Source organism: Mycoplana azooxidifex, assembly GCF_014196765.1.
GTDB classification, from domain to species: domain Bacteria; phylum Pseudomonadota; class Alphaproteobacteria; order Rhizobiales; family Rhizobiaceae; genus Mycoplana; species Mycoplana azooxidifex.
Genome location: NZ_JACIEE010000013.1, coordinates 110910 through 132937 on the forward strand (window position 1 = coordinate 110910; position 22028 = coordinate 132937).

At 61.1% G+C, this 22028-nt stretch carries 20 protein-coding genes; 8 read left to right on the forward strand and 12 right to left on the reverse strand.

What is annotated here, in order from left to right; genetic code table 11:
- Positions 1-31 precede the first annotated feature (31 nt).
- The 10 genes from GGQ64_RS24710 to GGQ64_RS24755 all read right to left on the reverse strand — a co-directional run bounded on the left by GGQ64_RS24710 (position 32) and on the right by GGQ64_RS24755 (position 10281).
- Positions 32-859, reverse strand: coding sequence for a transporter substrate-binding domain-containing protein (locus tag GGQ64_RS24710; protein WP_183807986.1), 828 nt, complete (start codon positions 857-859; stop codon positions 32-34).
- A 351-nt stretch (positions 860-1210) separates the two neighbouring features.
- Positions 1211-2338, reverse strand: coding sequence for an ABC transporter ATP-binding protein (locus GGQ64_RS24715; protein ID WP_183807987.1), 1128 nt, complete (start codon positions 2336-2338; stop codon positions 1211-1213).
- A gap of 47 nt (positions 2339-2385) precedes the next feature.
- Positions 2386-3789 (reverse strand): NAD(P)/FAD-dependent oxidoreductase, encoded by a 1404-nt coding sequence (locus tag GGQ64_RS24720; protein ID WP_183807988.1) that lies wholly within the window; start codon positions 3787-3789, stop codon positions 2386-2388.
- A 2-nt stretch (positions 3790-3791) separates the two neighbouring features.
- A complete protein-coding gene (locus GGQ64_RS24725) occupies positions 3792-4655 on the reverse strand; it encodes a PfkB family carbohydrate kinase (RefSeq protein WP_183807989.1) in 864 nt (287 codons plus the stop codon).
- Positions 4652-4801: a hypothetical protein gene (locus tag GGQ64_RS24730; RefSeq protein WP_183807990.1), complete on the reverse strand. Its 150-nt coding sequence runs from the start codon at positions 4799-4801 to the stop codon at positions 4652-4654. Before GGQ64_RS24730 ends, GGQ64_RS24725 begins: the two co-directional genes overlap by 4 nt.
- 8 nt (positions 4802-4809) lie before the next feature.
- Positions 4810-5670 (reverse strand): ABC transporter permease subunit, encoded by an 861-nt coding sequence (locus GGQ64_RS24735; RefSeq protein ID WP_183807991.1) that lies wholly within the window; start codon positions 5668-5670, stop codon positions 4810-4812.
- Positions 5667-6623: a carbohydrate ABC transporter permease gene (locus GGQ64_RS24740; protein ID WP_246422913.1), complete on the reverse strand. Its 957-nt coding sequence runs from the start codon at positions 6621-6623 to the stop codon at positions 5667-5669. The genes GGQ64_RS24735 and GGQ64_RS24740 overlap by 4 nt, the downstream gene beginning before the upstream one ends.
- Positions 6624-6646: 23 nt before the next feature.
- Positions 6647-7972: an ABC transporter substrate-binding protein gene (locus tag GGQ64_RS24745; RefSeq protein ID WP_183807993.1), complete on the reverse strand. Its 1326-nt coding sequence runs from the start codon at positions 7970-7972 to the stop codon at positions 6647-6649.
- Positions 7973-8061: 89 nt separating this feature from the next.
- Complete coding sequence (locus GGQ64_RS24750) at positions 8062-9075, reverse strand: SIS domain-containing protein (RefSeq protein ID WP_183808034.1); 1014 nt, start codon at positions 9073-9075, stop codon at positions 8062-8064.
- A 168-nt stretch (positions 9076-9243) separates the two neighbouring features.
- The gene (locus GGQ64_RS24755; RefSeq protein WP_246422914.1) at positions 9244-10281 is read right to left on the reverse strand and encodes a LacI family DNA-binding transcriptional regulator; all 1038 of its coding nucleotides are present in this window, start codon (positions 10279-10281) and stop codon (positions 9244-9246) included.
- A 695-nt stretch (positions 10282-10976) separates the two neighbouring features.
- On the opposite strand from GGQ64_RS24755, the gene GGQ64_RS24760 reads away from it, so the two are divergent.
- The 8 genes from GGQ64_RS24760 to GGQ64_RS24795 all read left to right on the forward strand — a co-directional run bounded on the left by GGQ64_RS24760 (position 10977) and on the right by GGQ64_RS24795 (position 19723).
- Positions 10977-12185 (forward strand): MHYT domain-containing protein, encoded by a 1209-nt coding sequence (locus GGQ64_RS24760; protein ID WP_183807995.1) that lies wholly within the window; start codon positions 10977-10979, stop codon positions 12183-12185.
- A 178-nt stretch (positions 12186-12363) separates the two neighbouring features.
- Complete coding sequence (locus GGQ64_RS24765; RefSeq protein WP_183807996.1) at positions 12364-13230, forward strand: FAD binding domain-containing protein; 867 nt, start codon at positions 12364-12366, stop codon at positions 13228-13230.
- A 10-nt stretch (positions 13231-13240) separates the two neighbouring features.
- The gene (locus GGQ64_RS24770) at positions 13241-13741 is read left to right on the forward strand and encodes a (2Fe-2S)-binding protein (RefSeq protein WP_183807997.1); all 501 of its coding nucleotides are present in this window, start codon (positions 13241-13243) and stop codon (positions 13739-13741) included.
- On the forward strand, positions 13738-16167 hold the full coding sequence (locus GGQ64_RS24775) for an aerobic carbon-monoxide dehydrogenase large subunit (RefSeq protein ID WP_183807998.1): 2430 nt from the start codon (positions 13738-13740) through the stop codon (positions 16165-16167). Before GGQ64_RS24770 ends, GGQ64_RS24775 begins: the two co-directional genes overlap by 4 nt.
- A 14-nt stretch (positions 16168-16181) precedes the next feature.
- A complete protein-coding gene (locus tag GGQ64_RS24780) occupies positions 16182-17063 on the forward strand; it encodes an AAA family ATPase (protein WP_183807999.1) in 882 nt (293 codons plus the stop codon).
- A 1-nt stretch (position 17064) separates the two neighbouring features.
- Positions 17065-18255, forward strand: a complete 1191-nt coding sequence (locus GGQ64_RS24785; protein WP_183808000.1) for a vWA domain-containing protein — start codon at positions 17065-17067, stop codon at positions 18253-18255.
- 2 nt (positions 18256-18257) lie between these two features.
- Complete coding sequence (locus GGQ64_RS24790; RefSeq protein ID WP_183808001.1) at positions 18258-19076, forward strand: XdhC family protein; 819 nt, start codon at positions 18258-18260, stop codon at positions 19074-19076.
- A gap of 14 nt (positions 19077-19090) precedes the next feature.
- On the forward strand, positions 19091-19723 hold the full coding sequence (locus GGQ64_RS24795; protein WP_183808035.1) for an SRPBCC family protein: 633 nt from the start codon (positions 19091-19093) through the stop codon (positions 19721-19723).
- A gap of 139 nt (positions 19724-19862) precedes the next feature.
- Here the strand turns inward: GGQ64_RS24795 and GGQ64_RS28380 are convergent, their stop codons facing one another.
- On the reverse strand, positions 19863-20141 hold the full coding sequence (locus GGQ64_RS28380; protein ID WP_425488539.1) for a hypothetical protein: 279 nt from the start codon (positions 20139-20141) through the stop codon (positions 19863-19865).
- 220 nt (positions 20142-20361) lie between these two features.
- Entirely contained in the window at positions 20362-21987 is a 1626-nt protein-coding gene (locus GGQ64_RS24805) for a DUF1254 domain-containing protein (RefSeq protein WP_246422915.1), read from the reverse strand.
- Positions 21988-22028: the final 41 nt, after the last annotated feature.

Consider the following 22028-nt stretch of genomic DNA (forward strand, 5'->3'; position numbering starts at 1 on the left):
GGCGACCATGGCCGCCCGCATTGTGTCCGGTTCAGTCGGCGCTGTAGTCCTTGCCGTACCACTTTGTGGTCTGGCTTGAGAGCGTGCCGTCCTTCTTCATTTCCTCGATGATCTCGCCAACCTTCTTCGTCCAATCCGGATCGACCTTTTCGGCGATAACGACCAGCGGCTCCTTGAACGCGTACTCGCCCTCGAGGATACGCAGCGGATAACCGTTCTTGATCGCGTTCAGCGCGGTCTGCTCGGGGGCGATGACGGCATCGAGGCGGACGCCGGCACCGAGACGCAGGTCGTCGAAGGGAAGCATGGAGTCAGCAAAGGTGCGGACTTCACCCGGTTCGATCTTGTACTCGATCGGGGGAAGACCCGGCGCATCGATTTCGAGCTGGCGGCGAATGAAATCCTCGGAGGTCGTAGCCGTTTCGACGCCGATAATCTTGCCATTCAGGTCGGAAACCGACTTCGCCTCGCTGTCCTTGTGCAGCACGTAGACATAGGGGCTGTAGTAGTAGATGCCAGCGAAATCGATGACGTGGGCGCGAGCCTTGGTCGGCGTCACGGAGCCGACGCCTAGATCGTAGCGCCCCTGCCAGCGTCCGCCGGTCAACGTCGCCCAGTCCGGCGTCTGGAAACTGACCTCGACACCGAGGCGCTTTGCTATTTCCCTGGCAACGTCGATATCGAAGCCAACCATCTCATTGTTGTCGTCGAGATAGCTCTGCGGCGGCCACCCGCTGTTGGTGGCGACGACCAAAGCCTTGTTGCCAATGACGCGGTCAAGCGTTTCGCCGGCCTGTGCGGCGGTCACGAACGCCAGTGCGGCAACGCCGATGGCAAGCTGTGTTAACAGTTTTCTCACGAGATCCTCCTGATTGATGGGTCAGCGGCACGTTCCCAATTGTGTAAGTCGTCTGACAACTAAATTTAGAGAAGATGGTCGAGTTTGAGTCAAGGGAAGAACCAGAATCGCACCATGAAACGATCTGATGAGCCCATGCGGGTTTGTAATGGCTCGCGCGGCCGAAGCCGTTGTCCCTGGCGGTCCGAAGGGGCTGAAGCGATCGTATAAGGCGATACGTGAGGCGACCGTCTCTGATACCGGCGGCGAGAACCGATCAAGCGGCAGCGCTGACAGCTTGATGGATATGCCATAGCAAGCCGTGCGCAACCGCAGCTGCTTCTTCGGATACAATAACTTGCGCTGAAGGCCCTATTGCGCGAGCTCGCGAGGCTCCAGAGCCCGCCCGGCGATGGAACGACCTTTCGCGTCGAATAGATGGATGTCATGCGCTCGGGCAGTGAAGCGGATAGTGTCCGTCCTTGCGTACGTTTTTTCGTCCGCTGCCTTGATCAGGTATTTTTGGGCAGAACCGGCCAGATCGACGTAAAGAATCTGAACTTCGCCTAGATACTCCACAAAATCGACCGTGCCGGTGAGCACCGGGCCACTTTCCCCGGATGCGGTGATCTGCGTGTTTTCAGGGCGAATGCCGATGCTGATTCTTTCGCCCACTGGCAGCGCCCCGCGATCGGCGGAAACGTCTAGCGCCGCACCGCACTCAAGCATGAGGTGCATAACGCCTTCCGACTTCCCGACGACCGTGCCTTCGAGAAGATTCATCGCGGGCGAGCCGATGAACTGGGCGACGAAAAGGTTGGCCGGTCGCTTATAAAGTTCAAGGGGAGTTCCAACCTGCTCGATGTTCCCGTCTTTGAACACGACAATGCGATCGGCCAAAGTCATCGCCTCGACCTGATCGTGGGTCACATAGATCATGGTCACGTCCGGCATGCTTTGCTTCAACTTCGCGATCTCGATCCGCGTCGCCACGCGCAACGCCGCATCGAGGTTGGAAAGCGGTTCGTCGAAGAGAAAGACCCGCGGATTGCGTACGATGGCGCGGCCGATGGCAACGCGTTGCCGCTGTCCGCCAGAAAGCGCCTTCGGCAACCGCTTTAGATACTTGCTCAATTGCAGAATCGCCGCCGCCTTTTGAACCCTGTCGTCGATCTCAGCCTTTGGAGCCCTGGCAATGCGCAATCCGAAGGCCATGTTTTCATAGACCGTCATATGCGGATAGAGGGCGTAGGACTGGAACACCATGGAGATACCGCGCTTGCAGGGCGCCACCGTGTTCATCCGCTCTCCGTCGATGACGAGGTCGCCGGATGTTATCGTCTCAAGACCGGCGATCGAGCGAAGCAATGTCGACTTTCCGCAGCCGGAAGGACCGACGAAGACAATGAATTCTCCCGATTTTATTTCGAGGTCGATGCCGTGGAGGACTTCGAGATCGGCATAAGCCTTGCGTATGTTTCTCAGCGACAGATCAGCCATCGTTCCCGCTCCATTATTCTGATTTCACCCCGTGAGGACGCGTACCGTTAGGGCGCGAGCCCGGCCAGGAACCGCGTCACCCGATCCGGCTTCCTGTTGAGAAGTTCGAGGTCGTTCTTCCGGCGAATGGCCCGGCGCACGACCTTGGCGCCCACATAACGCAGGGGCTCTGGCGGCAGCTGAGTCCGTTTGTCGATGCCGACCAGCCCACACCGGCTCCACACATCGTCGCGTCCGAGGACAAGGCTTGCCATGATGCGCCCGGCGACCGGCGCTTGCGCGATGCCCGTGCCGTTGAAACCCATGGCATAGAAGATGTTCGGGTGGTCCCTGAGATGATCAAAAACCGGCAGGTGCTGCGCCGTGCAGTCGATAGGACCGGTCCAATCGTAGAGAACGGGCACTCCCTTGAGTTGCGGGTAGACCCGATGCATCTCACGGATATTGTCCACCCCCGCGTCGCCGCTGCGGTTGAAGCGGGCATCTATGCGGTCCCCAAAGGCAATGCCGCCCGTGCCCCGCCCGAAGATGACCTCTCCGCCCGGCGTTCGCTGATAATAGAGCACGTGATGCTGCGCATCGCAGACCGATGCGCCATCCACCCAGCCGAGTTCGTCCAATATTTCGGGTGCAGGTGCCGTGGCGATGACCTGACTGCTGACCACATAGAGATAGGGGTGCAGTTCCGGAATGGCCGACAGCCAGGCGTTTGCGGCCAGGACCACTTTGCCGGCAGAAAGCGCGCCATTCGCGGTTCGCAATTGCGGTCGGTCGCCCGGCGCGATTTCGAGAACCGGGCTATGCTCGTGGATGACGATGCCCCTGGAAAGGGCCAGTTGGCGTAACCCGATGGCCAGTTTTGCCGGTTGGACGGTCCCTGCCCTGTCCTCGACGACGCCGGCATAGGAGGCGACGGAACCCGTGCGGAGCAGGATATCTGCGCGATGGAGCGGCCGGAAGCGCTCTTCGCCGAGCGTATGGCACAAGTCATAAGCTTGCGCCCAGGCGCCTTCCTGTGCAGTTGAGCTTGCGGTCCACAGCCACCCGTCGAGCCGAAGATCCATGTCGACGGTGCCGGCGGCCTGCAAGCCGCTCAGTTCCTCGACGGCATCGGTCGTCGCCCGGCACAGCATGAGCGCGTCATCTTCGCCCACAAGCGCGCGCAACATGTCAATTTCCGCAAACCAGCTGTGGACCTGTCCGCCATTGCGGCCCGAGGCGCCCGACCCGCAGAAATCCGCTTCGAGAACGGTCACGCGCATCTGCGGGGCTTGGTCCTTTATACGGAGAGCCGTCCAGAGGCCGGCATATCCGCCGCCGGCGATCGCCACGTCACAATCCGCGTCTCCCAGAAAAGGCGGAGTGACCGCGTCCGCATCAATGCTTTGCAGCCAGAAGGAGCGGTCCCCCTTTGCTGCAGCCACAGGCGGCCTCATCTTGATGGTGTTCATGTTCATGCCCCCTGAGTCTTGCGGATGACGCCATCGTATTTGTCCAGCAGCCATTGGGGAATTGCCCGGATCGGCTGGGGAAACCCACCGAGGTGGGTGCAGGTTTCCGCTGCCCTTGCAGCGGACCGATCGAGGGCGACCGCCTCGGACAGGCTTTCGGCGATGCGCGACAGGAGGAAGGTGGCGATGAAGCTATCACCCGCGCCGCAGGTATCGACCACAGTCACCGGCACGGAGCCCGCGGCAAATACCTTGCTGCCATTGTCGTAGAAAGAACCGCGCCTGCCGCAGGTGACCACGACCTGACGCGCACCCTCCGCTTTGAGCTTCGCGATCAGAGGCTCGACAGGCTCGGCCGGATCGTCTGGGCCGGAGGCGAAGACCAGCGGCACGCCGTCAAGCGAAAGGTCGAAGTGCCGTGTGGACACGTCGATGCTGAACGGTACGCCATTCGCAACGAGGCCACGGACCAACGTTTCGCTTGAATTCGTACCGAGATGGACCCAATCGGCATGCAGCAGAGCCTCATAGCGCTCGGCGCTCGGAACATAGTCCTGCCCGACGCCCAGGGATTCGAGAAGGAAGCGCCGCTCGCCCGCATCGTCTGTTAGCAACGTCACGGCTGAAGAGCCCGGGCGTATTTCGACGTCGCCCGGGTCGAGTCCAGCCTCCTCGATGGCACCGAACATGATCTGCGCTTCCTCGTCCGGCCCCAGCGCACCGAAGTACCGGGCATCCAAGCCTTGCCGCCGCCACTGCACGGCAACATTGAGGGCATTGCCACCCACGGTGACAAAACCCTTGGTCAGGTAGGCGTCAAGGCAATTGTCACCGACGGCAATCAGATTGGGACTGGCGTTCTTCATGCTTCTTCCAATTGGTCGAAATCTGGAGCGATACTCCACAGTCCCATATGCCGGACGCTGATCTCGCCCGACTGCTCGACAGTCCTGCGGAACGGATGGTGCTGAAAGGTGAAATTCGCATCGACAGGCTGCACGCGTTTCAACATGATCCCCCCTATTTCCCGATACCTTCGGCCAGCCCCCGGATGAAGAAGCGCTGCGCCGCAAAGAAGGTAACCACGATGGGAAGTGCGGAGAGCGTCATCGCGGCGAAGACGACGGCATAGTTCGTTCCGTGCTTTGCCATGATGGAGGTAAGTCCGACGGGCAGCGTCTGCAGGTCCGCCCCGCTGGTGAAGATCATCGCGAACAGGTACTCGTTCCAGGCGAACAGAACGTGCAGGATCACGCAGGAAACCAGGATCGGCTTGCACAGCGGCAGCGTCACCCGCCAGAAAATCTGGCCTTCACTGGCGCCGTCCATTGTGGCGGCCTCATCCAGGTCGCGTGGCAGGCCAAGCATGTAGGCGCGGATAAGGAAGGTCGTGAAGGGAATGCGGAAGGCGGTGTAGAGAATGATCAGAGCCCAATAGGTGTTGTAGAGGCCCAAGTCCTGCATCATTCGCACCAGCGGGATAACCGCGACCGTCGGGCTCAGCATGAGGCCGCCAAGAACGATGCCGACGAAGAACGGCTTTCCGGGCAGCTTCGACCGGGTCAGGCCATAGGCGGTCCAAGCGCTGACAAACACCGTGCAGACGGCCGATCCCAAGGTGACGATCACGCTCGTCGCGATATAGTTCCGGATGCCCTGGTTCCAGGCAGAGATGTAGTTTGCGATACTGAAGCCGCTCGGCAGCGCAAACGGGTTGCCGAAGATTTCAGCATTGGTCTTGAAGCCGTTCAGCGCCATCCAGAAAAGCGGATAGAGGACGACGACGCCGAGGCTGGACAGGAACGCGACGAGGCAGACCTTCGCCAAAACGGCAACGAAGTCGGTACGCTCAGTTTCCCGCGATTGACTGGAGACGCTCACAGGTCGATCCTCCGTCTCTTCGTGTACCAGAGCTGCGCAAAACCGGTCAAAAGCGTGATGACGAAGATGACCGATGCGATCGCCGCACCATAGCCGAAGTCATTTTCGATGAAGCCCTGCTGATAGAGCCATGTCCCCAGCACCTGGCTGCTGTTGTTAGGCCCGCCGCCGGTCATGACCATGACCTCGTTGAAGACCTGGAATGCGCCGGCGATCGTGACGATCACCATCAGCCCGGTCATCTCGCGGGTCAGCGGGAATGTGATGTTCCAAAGGCGCCGCCACGTCCCAGCCCCGTCCATGATCGCTGCGTCATAGAGCTCACGCGGGATCTTTTGGATCGCGATGGCGAACAGCAGCGTCGAATAGCCGAAGCCCTGCCACTGACTCATGGCGATGATGGCATAGATGGCGGTCTGCTCCTCGCCGAGCCAGGCGCGCGACCAATCCGCAAGGCCTATCTGCGTCAGCGCCGAATCCAGAAGGCCGATGTCGGGTTGATATATGAAATAAAACAGCAGGCCGGTCACGGTTATCGAGATGGCCGACGGCACGAAGTAGATGGCACGCCAGAACCGGCGCCATCTCTCTTCACTGAGCCCCTCGATCAGCGCAGCGAGGACGAAGGCGCCGAAAACCTGGATGATGACAGAGATGACGGCATAGAGCGTGTTGTTGACTATCGCCGTCCAAACCACGGGATCGCTTTGCAGGCGCCGGTAGTTGTCCAGTCCGACGAAGGCGGTTTCGCCCGTGAAAATGTCCTGGTTCTTCGTGCTGACGAGAAAGTTGTCGATGATCGGATAGTAGACGAACCAGAGGATCAGGACGAAAGCGATCACGATCCATCGGAACGAGAGTATCCCGGTTATCGGGCCGAGCCGGCCCCTTTCAGGCCGGCGCGACCCGGTGAAGCCGATTTTGACGGCTCCACCCTTGTAGTCATGCTTCATGGCAGTCATCCCGGGCCCTATCCCTATTTGGACGAAGCCGCCGCTACCTTAACGCGCTCCACCACCTCTTCTGGTGTCAAAGTGCCGCCGATGAGCGCCTGCAGACCTGCGAGCCAGGCAGCCGCCACGCGCGGCGGGTTTGCCGTATCGAGCCAGGGCATGAGATAGGACGAGGCCGCGATCACCTTCAGACCATCGACGACGGTGGGGTTCATGGTTTCCGCCGAATAGCCGCCGACTGTCGCGCTCGGCTGGCCATAGGGCGGCGCCGACAGGATCTTCCCGTTTTCAGCCGAGGTGACGAATCGCATGAAGTCGACCGCGAGCGGAATGTTCTTCGAGGCTGCGCTGATCATGTAGCCTTCCGGCGCGCCCTCGATGGCTTTGATGTCGCCCTTGGCATCCTTCGGAGCCGGCAGCTTGAAGAAGCCGAAGTCGTCGCGCTTCAGAGCGCCATCGGCCGTGGCTTGGTCGAATTCGATGATCTCCTGGTAGTACATGGCGGACTTGCCATTGCTGAACTGCTGCAAGGCCGATGCATAGGAAGAGCCATTGGTGCCGGCGCCATCGGAGCACTCGTCGATCAACTGCTTGAACTGCGTCAGGCTGACGACATAACCGGGATCGCTATATTCGGCCGTAGCCGGGACGAAGTCCTTTTCAAGCGTCGCCTGCGGCACGTTGTAGGAAAGCAGCTGCCCCGCATAATGAACGCCCGGCCAGCCTTCCTTGTTGCCGAACGAAATCGGCGTGGAGCCTGACTTGCGCAGGGCTGCACAGGCGCTCAAAAGCTCGTCGAAGCTCTTCGGTTCGGAAACGCCCGCCTTTTCGAACAGGCTCTTGTTGTACCCCATGAACTTGGCATCGAGATAAAGCGGAACACCGTAGAGCTTGCCATTGTACTGGAAGGCGGAGACTGCGGCGGTGGCAAGCGTCTTGCCCCATTCGGTCTGCGGGCCGATGACCGGGGTCAGGTCGACGGCGCGATTGCCGCGCACAAAATTCTCGCCCCAACTGCCCGTCCAGGTGAAGTAGATGTCAGGCAACGAGTTGGATGCGACCAGGGCCTTGGTCTTGCCCTTCACGCTGTCGTCGCTCTCCTGGATGAGCTCGATCTTCACGTCGGGATGAAGCTTTTCGTATGCCTTTGCCGCGTCGACAAAAAAGGGAGAGAGTTGCTGCAGGCCGAATTTCGTCAGCACGCTGATCGTGCCCGTATATTCGACCGCGGCACTAGGATCGGCCGCAACCGGGTCTGCCGCTGCCACGGCGCTGGTGCCGCTGATGACGAATGCTGCTGCAACGAGCGATCCGAGGCTCGTCGTGCTCAAGAACGTGTTGGCTTTCATTTCGCAGTTCCTCTCTTTTGTCGTCGTTTTTTGGGGCATGCAAAGGTCCCGGGATCCGGTCCGGCGGTGATCGCCGGACCGGGAAACGTTCAGTATTCGACGCGCTTGTAGTAGCGGCGCGTGGTCAGCGGATGATCGCGCAGGACTTCCAGATGCGCGCTCAGGCGCTCAAGCATCGTTGCCAGGATGACAGGGGAAATGAGGCTGCGGGTCTTGGCGGAAATGCCCGGAAGGCCGGCCGATGCCGCATCGAGGATGCGCACCTTGTCGGTGTAGCGCTTGGCGAAGCTTTCCACCCGGTCGGTCAGCGGCCGGCTGGCGTCTTCTCCTTTGAAGATGAACAGGCTGACGCCCGGCTCCACCAGTTCCAGCGTGCCGTGGAAGAAGTCGGACGCCTGCACCGGACGAGTGCGTATCCACTGCATCTCTTCGAGAATGCACATGCCGTAGTAGTGAGCCTCCGGCCAGACGGAGCCCGCCCCGGTGAAGATGTGATAGGTCTCGTCCTTGATTTCCTTCGCAAGGGCTGCGGCGTTCGCCTCGTAGCTTTCCTTCACCGAAACCAGCAGTTCCGGCAGCAGCTTGAGTTCGGCCACGGTCGCGTCGAAATTACCATATTCGCCACGTTCTGCGAGAAGCGCGAGAACGATGATCAAGGATTGCAGGTAAAACGATTCCGAGGAGGTGTCGTCTTCGGCAAAATTGGTGAAGTTGTAGTTGGCGTCGCGACCGAGAGGCGTATCCTTGTGCCCGGTCAAGGACAGCGTCTTCACGCCGCGCTCCTTGAGGAAGGCTAGTAGCTGCACGCTTTCCTTCGTCGTGCCCGACAGCGAGGGCAGGATGACCAGCGCCTTCTCGTTCAAACCGGCCGGCGGCTCCAGAACGACCTGCGCCGAATAGGCTGCCGAAACCGGGAAAAGCGTCGAATTCCGCGCAAGTTCGATTGCCGGCTGGGTGAGAAACTGCACGCCGCCGGTCCCCATGAAGAAAATGCGTTCCAGACCGTCGTTCAGCAATTCGCGCATCAAGTGACGCACGTCCTGCGCTATTGCAACTGCGCCGCTTTGAATCTTAACAAAGCGATCTCTATCGAAGTTGAGCATTAGAACCTTCCCGTTTTGCGCGTCGCAAGATCGCCTTCGTAGCGAGACCGCGTCTTGCGCAAATGATTTTTGAGACAATGTGAGATCGATCTCACACATATTTAGCGCATAAGAATCTGGCGCTGGCAAGTAGGGAGCTCAAAAAATTTCGGACGGGGTGTCCGGCGCTCAGACGCCTCTTCTCCGGCTGACGGAGCCTCGAACTATCAGTTTGGTTTCAAAGCGAAATTTTTGCGGTTGGCCACTTTTCCCGGAGAGTCGATCGAACAGCAGCCGGGCTGCTGCGCGCCCGATTTCGGCCACTGGCTGCGAGACGACCGTGATCTGCGGATCGGTGAACGTCGCCAAATTGAAGTCGTCGAAACCGATCAGTGAGACGTCGTGGGGAATCGAAATGCCCATGGAACGGAAGGCGAGAAGCGCGCCTTGTGTCATCAGGCTGTCAACCGTGAAGAGCGCGGTCGGTGGGGTCTTCTGGCTGAACAGGCGTATGGTCGCATCCACTGCGTGATCTACCGTAGATTGTGAAACGGAAACCATTCGATCGTCCGGTGCAATTTCGCCGGCGGCAAGTGCCGCCCGGTAGCCGCTCATGCGCTCGCGCGAGGTGAAGATGCGCATGTCATCCTGCAGCAGTCCGACGCGACGATGGCCCATCGCGATAAGGTACTCGACTGCCTTGCGCGCCCCGCCTTCGTTATCGACGACGACGCTGTCGCAATCGACTCCCTCTGCGACACGGTCGATCAACACCAGCGGCACGTTTTCGGCGATAAGTCGCAGCAGATGGGCGTTGCTCTCGGCCGACGTCGGCGCCACGATGAAGCCGCGGATACTGAGCGACTGGAGGCTTTCCAGCAGGGAGACTTCCTGCCCGAGTTCCTCCTCGCTGCTACCGATAACCAGATTGTACCCGCACTCGCGGGCGAGGGCTTCAATGTCGTGCGCGATGCGGGCGAAGAACGGGTTCTGTATATCGCCGAGGATACATCCGACGATCGGCAACTGCCCGTTGCGCAATGCTTGCGCCAGGCGGTTGCCGCGATAGCCGAGCTTTTCCGCAGCCGCATGAACCTTCTGTGCGGTTTCGTCGCCGACATAGCCATAACTGTTCAGGGCGCGGGCAGCCGTTGCACGCGACACATTCGCCAGCGCCGCCACATCCTTCAAAGTCGCCGGTTTCCGAAGCATTTCACCCTTCGCCATCGCACAAGCATGATCCAAAACGATCCTCCTTGTAGCGTCGGGTCGACGGTTCGCATAGACATGCCGCCGCGGAAAGCAGCATACCGTCAGCAACCGCCGGCCATGGCCCCGCACCGGCTTGTCCGTCAGGGATACCACTCACTACAACGCGAAGCGCTCTGGAGGCTGCCTGGGCTTGGGTCTGTTGTTGTATCGCTTCGAATGCACCGGAACAAGCTCGCGACGGCTCTTGCCAAATTGGGACGTCGGTGAGGATCGAGCAATCGTATTCGGTCATTACCTTGATCGGGATGTTGATTGCCGGGTGATCTTGACCCTCTTTATCATTTCGTCGTGGCCCGGCTGTTTTCTGAAAGAAGGAATTTCAAACAACCCCTTACATGTTACTAGGTGGGACAATACCAAACGGAAAATCGGGTCAAATCCTGCTGGAACTCAACACGGACCGTCATCGGGCACTTCCACTGCGTCCAACTCGCCCGATGTCGCGAGAAGATGACTTCGGCCGCACGCACGGGATCTTCGAGCGTCGGGCTTCTCGACAAAGCGCCAAGGATGTCGCTACACTGATCGTGGTTATGTTGGGAGCATGACCGGGGAGGTTTATCGCTCTTTGGCGTAGGCGCCAAAACTTGGATCCGTTCGTGTCCCGGCACGAGCGGCCAATATGCTTTGAAGGGCTTGGTATCGACAGCATGAATGAAACGGCCGCTTCCTTCAGCTACAATCCGATCCTTGTTGCGTTGTCAGTCCTGGTGGCGATCCAGGTCGGATATGTCGGCATCAGCCTGGCGATCTTCATTCCCGGTGCCTTCGCAAATCGGCGACGCCTGCTGATTGCCGGTTCGGCAACGACGCTCGCGGTCGGAATCTGGAGCATGCATTTCATCGGCATGCTGGCAATCACTACCGCCATCACGATCGATTATGCCGTCCTGCCGACGCTTCTGTCGTTCTTCGTGTGTGGCCTGGTCACCGGAATCGCCATCTATCTGGCGAGCCTGCGCTCCCAGCGCCTGCTGGTTTTGGCCGCAATCGCCATGGGGCTTGGAATCACCACGATGCACTATGTCGGCATGATGGCGATCCATTCCGTCGCGCATCTGAGCCACGACCCGGCCTATATGCTGGCAAGCGTTTCGATCGCCATCGCGGCATCGGGCCTAGCCCTCTGGCTGGCATTCTCCGCCGACCGGCGACCGCCGCTCTTTCTCTGCGCCGTTGTGCTGGGCTGTGCCGTCTCGGGTATGCACTATGTAGCGATGGCTGGAACGACAATGCATGTAGCCGGGTCGGATGCGACGACCGTGAAGTCCGTCATTTCCAGCGACATGCTGGCCATCATCGTCAGCGTGATAGCCTGTTCCATATCCGCGGTCTTCATGCTGGCACTCATTCCGACCGACGCGAATGATCTGAAGGGCGACGCAGGATGGACGTCCGCCATTTCGGTCGCGACGCCGCAGGAAGCAGCCGTGACCCGCGGAGAACGCGCTCCTGGCGAGGGACAAGTCCTCGCGGCAGCAGCCGGTTCCGCCATCGACTTCCTGCCGATCGAGAAGAACGGCAATCGCTTTCAGATCGCAGCCGATGAAATCGCCTCGGTCCATTCAAACGCGCACTACACCTACATCTTCAACGGCCGGGACGATCTGTTCTGTCCCCTGTCGATCACCGACATCGCCAACCGGCTGCAGAAGACCACGTTCTTTAGGACCCACCGAAGCTATATCGTCAATCTGGATTTCGTCACCCGGATCAAGAAGACGGGCGATGCCGGCGTTGCGGAACTCGATACGCCGGTGCGGCGCACAGTGCCGGTGAGCCGCGCGCGCATGGTCGCATTGCGCCAGGAACTCGCAGCCTTCAAAGCCGCCAATCCAACCGGCCCATCCGAAACTTAGGTCACCCCTCCTGTCGCAGTTCGTGCGCGCCGTGCATGCATTTCGTGCATATCGGGGCGTTTGGTGTGGTTGCGCTTGTCATGCGATGCCGATGGCGGCCTCGTTGCCACAGCAGGTGTCGTGACCGAGGAAACACGACAGCTGGCATGGACGACGACGCTTTGGGAGGAGCGGCATCATGATACCTGGGACATTCGCCTATCATCGCCCGACGACGATCGGCAGCGCCGTCGCGCTACTGATCGAACTGGGAGAAGACGCACGCCCGCTGGCAGGCGGTCACAGTCTCATCCCCCTGATGAAGACACGGCTTGCATCTCCCGAACACCTCATCGACCTTGCGGGCATCGACGGCCTTAGCGGGATCGCGCGTTCGGATGACGATATCGTCATTGGTGCAATGACGACTCAGCACAGCCTTATCGGCTCTTCGCTTCTCTCCGAGTTGGCGCCGATCATTCGCGAAACGTCACTGATGATCGCCGATCCGCAAATCCGCTACAAGGGAACGATCGGCGGCAACTGTGCCAACGGCGATCCCGGCAATGACATGCCCGCACTCATGCAGTGTTTGAACGCCCGTTACGCGCTGACGGGCAACGAGGGAAGCCGCGAAGTCCTGGCGCGCGATTTCTACCTTGGCGCCTATGAAACAGCACTGGCTGCCGGCGAGATCCTGACTGCGGTCCGCATTCCCGTTCCGGCAGCGGGCCACGGCTATGCCTACGAAAAGCTCAAGCGCAAGGTCGGCGACTATGCGACGGCGGCGGCGGCAGTGATGATCACCATGGCTGGCGACACGTGCATGAGCGTCTCGATCGGCCTCACCAATGTCGCCGAAACTCCGCTGTGGGCGGAGGAAGCGGGGCGCCTGCTCGTCGGCACAAAACTGGACGAAGGTTCCGTCGCAAGCGCGGTCGCGGCCGCCGAAGCGATCACCGATCCGGCCTCCGACATGCGCGGCCCGGCGGACTACCGCACCAAGATGGCCGGCGTCATGCTGCGCCGCGCGCTCGAGCGGGCCCGGTCCCGCGCCACGGCTTGAGGAAGACACGATGACCAAATCGCACATCAAAGTCACGATCAACGGCAAGGCGGTCGAAGCGCTCGTCGAGCCGCGCACGCTGCTGATCCATTTCCTGCGCGAGCAACAGAACCTGACCGGCGCCCATATCGGCTGCGACACCGGCCACTGCGGCGCCTGCACCGTCGATATCGACGACATGTCGGTGAAGAGCTGCATGACCTTCGCAGTCCAGGCGGACGGCGCCAGCATCACCACGATCGAAGGCATGGCGAACGCGGACGGAACGCTGAGCGCGCTGCAGGAAGGCTTCCGCATGATGCACGGCCTGCAGTGCGGCTACTGCACACCCGGCATGATCCTTCGCGCGCACCGGCTGCTCCAGGAAAACCCCGACCCCACCGAAGACGAGATTCGGCACGGGATCGCCGGCAACCTCTGTCGCTGCACGGGCTATGTCAACATTGTAAAGGCCATCCAGTATGCGGCCGCCAAGATCAACGGAACCCCATTCCAGGAGGCGGCAGAATGAACGAGCAAGTCAAGATCGATCTGGATCGCGCGGAGCGCACCGAAAAGCTGCAGGGCATGGGATGCAAGCGCAAGCGCGTCGAAGACATCCGTTTCACGCAGGGCAAGGGTTCCTATGTCGATGACCTGAAGCTGCCGGGCATGGTCTTCGGCGATTTCGTCCGCTCGCCCCACGCCCATGCCCGTATCGTCTCGATCGACACTTCCCGCGCCAAAGCTATGCCAGGTGTGATCGCGGTCCTGACCGCCGCCGACCTGAAGCCGCTCGGTCTGCACTATATGCCGACGCTGGCAGGCGACGTACAGGCCGTGCTGGCGGAAGAAAAGGTGCTGTTCCAGAACCAGGAAGTGGCCTTCGTGATCGCGGAGGATCGCTACATCGCTTCGGACGCGACCGAGTTGGTCGACGTCGAGTATGAGGCACTTCCGTGCATCGTCGATCCGTTCAAGTCGATGCTGCCGGACGCACCGATCCTGCGCGAGGACATCAAGGACAAGATGACGGGCGCGCATGGGCCGCGCAAGCATCCCAACCACATCTTCGAATGGCAGATCGGCGACAAGCAGGCGACGGACGACGTCTTTGCGAATGCCGAGGTGACGATCAAGGAAATGCTGCTCGATCATCGCACCCATCCGTCACCACTGGAAACCTGCCAGTCGGTTGCCTCCTTCGACAAGGTGAAGGGCGAGCTGACGCTCTGGGGCACCTTCCAGGCGCCGCATGTGATCCGCACCGTCGTATCGCTGATCTCGGGCCTGCCGGAGCACAAGATCCACGTCATCGCGCCCGACATCGGCGGCGGCTTCGGCAACAAGGTCGGCGCCTATGCCGGCTATGTCTGCTCGGTGGTGGGTTCGATCGTGCTCGGCGTTCCGGTGAAGTGGGTGGAAGACCGGATGGAAAACCTCTCCACCACATCCTTTGCCCGCGACTATCATATGACGACGGAACTCGCCGCGACGAAGGAAGGCAAGATCCTCGGTATGCGCGTGCATGTGCTGGCCGACCATGGTGCCTTCGACGCCTGCGCCGACCCGTCCAAATGGCCGGCCGGCTTCATGAACATCTGCACCGGCTCCTATGACATCCCTGTCGCACATCTGGCAGTGGACGGGGTCTACACCAACAAGGCGTCGGGCGGCGTGGCGTATCGCTGCTCGTTCCGCGTGACGGAGGCCGTGTTTGCGATCGAACGGGCCATCGAGGTGCTGGCGCAGAAGCTCAGCATGGATTCAGCCGAACTGCGGATGAAGAACTTCATCAAGGCGGAGCAGTTTCCCTACCAGTCGGCACTCGGCTGGGAATATGACAGCGGCAACTATCATGTGGCGATGCAGAAGGCGATGGACACCATCGGCTACAAGCAGCTTCGCGCGGAGCAGGCGGAAAAGCGCGAGGCCTTCAAGCGCGGCGAGACCCGCGAACTGATGGGCATCGGGATTTCCTTCTTCACCGAGATCGTCGGTGCAGGCCCCGCCAAGAACTGCGACATCCTCGGCATCGCCATGTTCGACTCCGCCGAGATCCGCATTCATCCGACCGGTTCCGTCATCGCCCGCATGGGCACCAAGAGCCAGGGTCAGGGGCATGAGACCACCTATGCCCAGATCATCGCGACCGAACTCGGCATTCCCGCCGACGATATCATGATCGAGGAAGGAAACACCGACACTGCGCCATACGGCCTCGGGACCTACGGATCGCGCTCGACGCCCGTGGCCGGCGCTGCCACCGCGGTCGCCGCCCGCAAGATCAAGGCCAAGGCGCAGATGATCGCGGCGCACATGCTTGAAGTGCATGAGGGCGATCTGGAATGGGACATCGACCGTTTCCGCGTGAAGGGCTTGCCGGAAAAGTTCAAGACGATGAAGGAGATCGCCTGGTCTGCCTACAATGCCCCGCCGCCGAACATGGAGCCGGGACTCGAGGCGGTGAACTACTACGAGCCGCCGAACATGACCTACCCGTTCGGCGCGTATTTCTGCATCATGGACATCGACGTCGATACAGGGGTCGCCAAGACCAGGCGCTTCTACGCTCTGGACGATTGCGGCACCCGCATCAACCCGATGATCATCGAGGGCCAGGTGCATGGCGGACTGACGGAGGCCTTTGCCTGCGCCATGGGCCAGGAGATCCGCTACGACGAGATGGGCAATGTCATGGGAGCGTCCTTCATGGACTTCTTCCTGCCGACCGCCGTCGAAACGCCGAAATGGGAGACGGATTTCACCGTCACCCCGTCTCCGCATCATCCGATCGGCGCCAAGGGCGTGGGCGAGAGCCCGCATGTCGGCGGCGTGCCGTGTTTCTCCAATGCGGTCAACGACGCCTATGCGTTCCTCGGTGCCGGCAACATCCAGATGCCGCATGATGCCTGGCGTCTGTGGAAGGTCGGCGAGCGGCTGGGCCTGCACGCATAAGTGGGAAGACAGCGATGGCCGTGACGCTTCCACAGGAGGAGATCGCCTCGCAAATGGCCGCGGTCGGGTACATTCCCGATCGCGACCTCGCGACTGCGCTCTGGTTGATGGGCAGCCTGTCGCGTCCGCTTCTGCTGGAAGGCGAAGCGGGCGTGGGCAAGACCGAGGTCGCGCGTGCGCTTGCTCTTTCCAACGATACCAGGCTGATCAGGCTGCAATGCTACGAAGGCCTGGACCAGAGCTCGGCGCTTTACGAGTGGAACTACCAGCGCCAGTTGCTCGCCATCAAGGCGCGAGAAGGGGCGGATGCGGACGAGGTCGAGGCGCAAATCTTCTCGGAAAAATATCTGCTCGAACGGCCGCTTCTCGCTGCCATCCGGCAGGCCAAGGCACCGGTTCTCCTGATCGACGAGGTCGACCGCGCCGACGAGGAGTTCGAAGCCTTCCTGCTGGAGCTTCTGTCCGACTTTCAGGTCTCGATTCCCGAACTCGGAACGATAACGGCAACGACCATCCCGCGCGTGATCCTGACCTCGAACGGCACGCGTGAACTGTCGGATGCGCTGCGCCGCCGCTGCCTCTACCACTATGTCGATTTTCCGGATGTGGACCGCGAGGCACGGATCATCCTGTCGCGTCTGCCGGGGATCGATGCGGCCCTTTCGCTTCAGATCGCCACCATGGTGAGCCTGATCCGCAAGGAGGAACTGCGCAAGGCACCCGGTGTGGCGGAGACGTTGGACTGGGCGGCGACGCTCGCCGGCCTCGACATCCACCACCTGCGCGACGAGCCGGAGGCCGTGTACGAAACGCTGACGTGCCTGATCAAGACGGCGGAAGACAGGGCGCGCATGACGCGGCAGGTCACCGACAGGCTGCTGGGAAAGGTGGCCTGAGATGCACGCGGCGGAAAAAAACGCATTGCCGGACCTGGGTGCCGCCATGCGGGTGAAGCTCGGCGTTTTTGTCGCGACGCTCCGCGACAATGGTTTCGTTGCCGGCCTTGCCGAGACGCGCGATGCGCTGGTGATCCTGAGCGGGGCGGCCTCGACCCGTCCGTCCCGCCTTCGTCCGGCGTGGCGGGCGCTCTTTTGCAGCCGGCAGTCGGACTGGCAGAAATTTGACGAGATCTTCGACGCCTACTGGCTGAAGCGCGGCATGAAATCGGCAACGCTTTTGTCCGGATCGCCGCAGAAGGCGCCGGCCGGGCTCAAGGCCGTTTCGTCAGGCGCACGCGGGCTCGGCGACATTCAGAATGCCGACCATGTCCGGCGCGGCGAGGATGTCGAAACAACCGATACCGGCCGCTCGAGGCGGGATGGGGCCTCGCGCACCGAACTCCTGAGCCGGACGGATTTCCGTCACATGACGCAGCCGGAGGATCTGGCCGAGGCGCACGAACTGGCGCAGCGGCTGGCGAAAGGCATGCGGGCCCGGATCACGCGACGCATGCGTGCGGCCCGAACGGGCGAGCGGCTGGATCTGCGGCGCACCATCCACAAGAGCATTTCCCATGGTGGTACGCCACTGGAACTGGTCCACCGCAGACGCAAGGAAAAGCCGTTGCGGCTGGTCGTATTGCTCGACGCCTCCGGGTCGATGAGCCTCTATTCGGCGGTGTTCCTGCGCTTCATGCATGGGGTGCTCGATGCCTTTCGCGAGGCGGAAGCCTTCGTTTTTCATACGCGTCTCATCCATATCTCGCCGGCACTGCGCGAACGCGATCCGCAGCGTGCTGTGGAGCGCATGTCGCTGATGGCGGAGGGGACCGGCGGCGGTACGCGCATCGGCGAGTGTCTCGCGACCTTCAACCGCTGGCATGCCAAGCGCTGCATCCATTCGCACACCTGCGTCATGATCGTCTCCGACGGCTACGACACCGGCCCGGCTGATAATCTTGGCACCGAGATGCAGGCAATGCGGCGCCGCTGCCGGCGGATCGCCTGGCTGAACCCGATGATCGGCTGGCAGGATTACGCACCGGAGGCTGCCGGCATGAAGGCAGCCCTTCCCTTCATCGACCTCTTCGCACCGGCCCACAATCTTGAAAGCCTGAAAGCGCTCGAACCCTATCTGGCGAGGATCTGACCATGCAGGCCCCTTCCGATATTCTCGATCTGGTAGCCGAAACCAAGGCGCGCGGCGAACCGTTCGTCATCGCCACCGTCGTGCGCACCGTATCAGCGACGGCGGCCAAGGCCGGCGCCAAGGCGGTGGTGCTGGCGGATGGACGGATTTCCGGCGGCTGGATCGGCGGTGGCTGCGCGCGCAGCGCGGTGCTGAAGGCGGCGGGCGAAGCGATCCGCGACGGCCAGCCGCGTCTCGTCAGCGTCCAGCCGGAGGACCTGCTCGAAGTGCAGCACGTCAACCCCGGCGAAGTGCGCGACGGCATTCTCTACGCCCGCAACATGTGCCCGAGCCAGGGCACAATGGATGTCTTTGTCGAACCCGTGCTGCCGCGCCCAAGCCTGACTATCTTCGGGGCATCGCCCGTGGCGATTGCGCTCGCCGAGATCGCCCGTCGGCTCGGCTTCTTCGTGACGGTCTGCGCTGCGGCGGCCGACCATGCGGCTTTCGGCGATGCGGACAGAATGATCGAAGGGCTTGAACTGCCTGATGACGGCACCGGGGACGGCTTCATCGTCATCGCCACCCAGGGGCGCGGTGATGGCGTAGCACTGAAGGCGGTGATCGACGCGCCGGCACGCTACATCGGATTCGTCGGCTCGCGCAGAAAGTTCGCCGCGCTGCGCCGTGACCTTCAGACCGCCGGCGTGGATGTCAGCGCGATGGATGCCATACGCTCGCCAGCCGGGCTCGATCTGGGCGCTATTACGCAGGACGAGATCGCCTTTTCAATCGTCGCCGAGATGATCGCCGTCCGCCGGCGCGGCCAACGCATAGCTTGAAGGAGAGAATGACTATGGATATGAGCGGCTCGCAGCGCATTGCTGCCTCACGCGAAGCGGTCTACGCCGGTCTCAACGACGTCGAGGTCCTGCGCCAATGCATTCCCGGATGCGAGCAGATCGAGAAGACCTCGGATACCGAGATGGTGGCCAAGGTGACCTTGCGCATCGGCCCGGTGAAGGCGAGTTTCTCCGGCAAGGTTACGCTTTCCGATTTCGACCCGCCGAACGGCTACACGATTTCCGGCGACGGTTCGGGCGGCCTGGCAGGCTTTGCCAAGGGCAGTGCCAAGGTAACGCTGGAGCCCGACGGTGACGCGACCATGCTCCACTACACCGTCGACGCGGAGATCGGGGGAAAGCTGGCACAGATGGGCAGCCGGCTAATCGATAGCACCGCCAAGAAGCTTGCGAGTGAATTCTTCGCGAAATTCAGCGAAATCGTCGGGACGACGCCGGACCAACCGCACCCCGTCGGGGACGCCCCGGTAGAGAAGAAAGGCTGGGTCGGCCGGTTGCTCGGCACGAGCACGGCAGCTTTCCTGCTGGTTGCCTTCGGTCAGGACATCTGCTGCCTCATGGGCCAGCATCATGCCCCTATCGATACCGCGGCATTTTCGATCTGCAGCTCGCGTCCGGTCATATGAGGGTATTCTCGCGTTACCGATCGGGCCCCTTTGCGATGAGCGGCGCCGGTCGGGCAACACATTCGGACGCGGGATGAAATCATGTCTGGACGGCACCCGCTTGGCAGTATGATCTCGGATGATGGCTGAGCTTTGCGGGTCAGGTGCATTCGTGTCTACGGCCGGTGATGCGAAGGAAAGCGCGTATCCCCATCAGTGTTTGTCCTGGCAGGCTGGATGTGCATGGTGTAGGCGAAGCCGTTGCCGCGGCACCCGCGCCCCATTCGAAGTTGCTCTGCATCGGCACGCTGATCAGGCTGGCGATCGGGTTGGAGAGTTGCTTGGCCAGTTCGTCGGCGTCCTGCGCCACAGCGGCGCAAGCCGCCGAAAGCACGCCCGTGAGGGTCGCCGGCAAGCCCAGTAGGCAGATCCGTTTCACTTCTTTCTCTCCTTACTTCTCGACCATGTGCATGGTGCTCGTACTGCTACAGCGCCTGGCGGCACACGCTTCCCGGGAACTTGGGCTTCGTGACGCCGCCACAGTCGTCTCGATCCTTGAAGAGGAGCCGATCAGCTTGACCTCCTCCTTCACCTTTGCGACACACCTTGTGTCCTTCATCTCTCGACTGGAGATCGGGCTGACGTGGACGGGTGTCCTTTTACTTCACCAGTTCGACCTCGCTTGGCCTCCACTCCTTCGTGAAAAATGGTTCGAGCGGGCCGTAAAGACGCAGGCACGGGATAAAACCTTTGCCGGGCACGGTCTGGATCCAGTTGCCCCGAGCGACGCCTTCAGGTTGTTCCGGCGAGAACCAGACTGTCGTCGTGCCGTCGGCGGCTGCCTCAGCCGCTGGTGAAGGATAGCTCTGGCTGCCTGCGCGCGGGTAGCTCTGGGAGGTATCGAGCATCGAGCGTGTCTGGTTATCGTAGAGAATGAAGGACCAGAAGTTCGCGTACGGAATGTCTTTGGGCAGTGTCACCTTGTAGGTCTTTGCGCCGTCGAAGGGCTGCTTATCTGCATCCAATATCGTCCACAGGTACTGCGAGCCAATGCCGGGCAGGCGCATAGCCATCCCAGGCGTGATGCCGGTGACGCCGTAGAAGAAGGACGTTCGCGAGTCCAGCAAGCGGTAGCCGGTAGCCGGGAAGGGCTTGGCGCCCTCAGGCGTAATTTCCGGGATTGGCGTCTCGAACTCGTAGCCACTGACAAATAGCTGGTTTACCCAACTCGAACCGGGGTAGTAGTACCAGTCCGCCGCGCGAGGAGCCATAAACAGGGTGCGCGAAGTGGCGTTGGCGAGCGCCACGGCTTCGGTGAGAATTTTCTTCATCCGGGCATCCGGCGCGAAGGGTTTGCCCTTGACGATGCCGATGGCGGCGATCGGGCCCATCAACTCGGCGTCGAGCGCCGTTGCAGGCTCCTGCTGCACGACTTCGTTGAGCCACTCGTAATAGGAGTAGTCGTTGGGCGGAATCGTGTTCATCACCTTACCGGTGCCTTCGTGGAACACAGTCGGCGGCGGCACGGTAATTGGCCCGAGCTTGGTTTTACCGGCAAGGAATTCGGCAACGGGCGTGCCGTAGCCGCCGGCTTCATAGGGATAGACCTTCAGCGTCTTCTTGATCTGTTCGACCACCGGCTTCGGGTCGTTGTTCTCCATGAACGCGCGAGCGAACCAGATGACGAAGTTGGTGCGGGCGCGGGCCACGAAGTAGCCACCCTCTGGCACGTTGCCATCGTAACCAGGCGGCAGGATTAGATACTTTCCCCCTTCGCCGCGATCAGGCCCGGGTGCGCCCAAATCAATAACCCAGCGGAACCACTGGTCGTCGATCGCGCCCAACATCTTGGGGCCCACCTCTAGCACCATAGGCCCCTTGGAGAGGTCGAGCATTCCCAGGGAATAGATCGTGTCCGCGTTGGCCGTCAGGAACAGCGACTTGGCATCCATCAGATCGGAGAAAATGAGGACTTCATTGTCCTTCACTCCGACGCTCTGAAATCCTTTGTGAAGGGCCGCTATGCTGACACCCTGGAACGTATTCACGAACGCCTCGAAGGCGTGCGTGAAGTCCAGATTGTCATACACCTTTTCAATGGTTTCCTTGCTCGGCATGCCGTCCTTGAAGTCGAGTGTGCCGATGCGCGTCTCGACTTTATCCGGCGTCAGGATGGATGCAGGAGGGGGCGCCGTTTGGGCGCTTGCTCCAATCGTGCCGGCGAGGAAAGTCGATGCCGCGAGGACCATCGCCAGTCCGCGGAACCTGCAGTGGATCGATTTCATAGGTCGTGCTCTCCTTGGTTCCTTAGGTTGGTAGTCGCGGC

Bases quoted from the DNA above. Each gene is read 5' to 3' on its own strand.
- GGQ64_RS24715 (WP_183807987.1), bottom strand. From the start codon at position 2,338: ATGGCTGATCTGTCGCTGAGAAACATACGCAAGGCTTATGCCGATCTC.
- GGQ64_RS24720 (WP_183807988.1), bottom strand. From the start codon at position 3,789: ATGAACACCATCAAGATGAGGCCGCCTGTGGCTGCAGCAAAGGGGGAC.
- GGQ64_RS24725 (WP_183807989.1), bottom strand. From the start codon at position 4,655: ATGAAGAACGCCAGTCCCAATCTGATTGCCGTCGGTGACAATTGCCTT.
- GGQ64_RS24730 (WP_183807990.1), bottom strand. From the start codon at position 4,801: ATGTTGAAACGCGTGCAGCCTGTCGATGCGAATTTCACCTTTCAGCAC.
- GGQ64_RS24740 (WP_246422913.1), bottom strand. From the start codon at position 6,623: ATGAAGCATGACTACAAGGGTGGAGCCGTCAAAATCGGCTTCACCGGG.
- GGQ64_RS24745 (WP_183807993.1), bottom strand. From the start codon at position 7,972: ATGAAAGCCAACACGTTCTTGAGCACGACGAGCCTCGGATCGCTCGTT.
- GGQ64_RS24750 (WP_183808034.1), bottom strand. From the start codon at position 9,075: ATGCTCAACTTCGATAGAGATCGCTTTGTTAAGATTCAAAGCGGCGCA.
- GGQ64_RS24755 (WP_246422914.1), bottom strand. From the start codon at position 10,281: ATGGCGAAGGGTGAAATGCTTCGGAAACCGGCGACTTTGAAGGATGTG.
- GGQ64_RS24760 (WP_183807995.1), top strand. From the start codon at position 10,977: ATGAATGAAACGGCCGCTTCCTTCAGCTACAATCCGATCCTTGTTGCG.
- GGQ64_RS24765 (WP_183807996.1), top strand. From the start codon at position 12,364: ATGATACCTGGGACATTCGCCTATCATCGCCCGACGACGATCGGCAGC.
- GGQ64_RS24770 (WP_183807997.1), top strand. From the start codon at position 13,241: ATGACCAAATCGCACATCAAAGTCACGATCAACGGCAAGGCGGTCGAA.
- GGQ64_RS24775 (WP_183807998.1), top strand. From the start codon at position 13,738: ATGAACGAGCAAGTCAAGATCGATCTGGATCGCGCGGAGCGCACCGAA.
- GGQ64_RS24780 (WP_183807999.1), top strand. From the start codon at position 16,182: ATGGCCGTGACGCTTCCACAGGAGGAGATCGCCTCGCAAATGGCCGCG.
- GGQ64_RS24785 (WP_183808000.1), top strand. From the start codon at position 17,065: ATGCACGCGGCGGAAAAAAACGCATTGCCGGACCTGGGTGCCGCCATG.
- GGQ64_RS24790 (WP_183808001.1), top strand. From the start codon at position 18,258: ATGCAGGCCCCTTCCGATATTCTCGATCTGGTAGCCGAAACCAAGGCG.
- GGQ64_RS24795 (WP_183808035.1), top strand. From the start codon at position 19,091: ATGGATATGAGCGGCTCGCAGCGCATTGCTGCCTCACGCGAAGCGGTC.
- GGQ64_RS24805 (WP_246422915.1), bottom strand. From the start codon at position 21,987: ATGAAATCGATCCACTGCAGGTTCCGCGGACTGGCGATGGTCCTCGCG.